Origin of the sequence: Acidithiobacillus concretivorus (assembly GCF_018853445.1) — a bacterium.
Taxonomy (GTDB): Bacteria; Pseudomonadota; Gammaproteobacteria; order Acidithiobacillales; family Acidithiobacillaceae; genus Acidithiobacillus; species Acidithiobacillus concretivorus.
Window position 1 is genome coordinate 1 of sequence record NZ_JABELD010000082.1, and the last position, 405, is coordinate 405.

Annotated in this window: 1 protein-coding gene; it reads right to left on the reverse strand. The window is 62.5% G+C overall.

Annotated features, from left to right (window positions below):
- On the reverse strand, positions 1-405 hold a 405-nt coding region (locus tag HJG40_RS11095; protein WP_215864251.1), incomplete at both ends, for an RRXRR domain-containing protein.

Genomic DNA, 405 nt, shown 5'->3' on the forward strand with positions numbered 1-405 from the left:
CGAACAGGGTGCCGTGCTGGTACTCCGCACCGGATATTTCCGGGTTCTGCAAAGCCTGGGTATCGAAGCGATGCAGCAGGGTGGACAGAGCCACCACGGGTGCCCAACGCTGCAAGCGGGATACGCAGGCCATCGTGGTATCCACCCGATGTTGCAGGCTTGGAGCCAGCCAGCCTGTAGGCTTCGTGCGGTTCAGGAAGCGCGGGGCACGATAACGTAACTTGGCCCGACGAAATCGCCGATGATCGCGCCGTTGTTGCAGCGCCTTGCGGATTACCCCACCCCGATGCGCCAATTCAGCGGCCCAGATCACCGTAGGGCCACGACGGACGTACTCAGCGACCAGAGCCAGTCCCGTCGTTTTGCTGCCGGGATGGATTTTCAGCCGCGTATCCTGCACGTCGC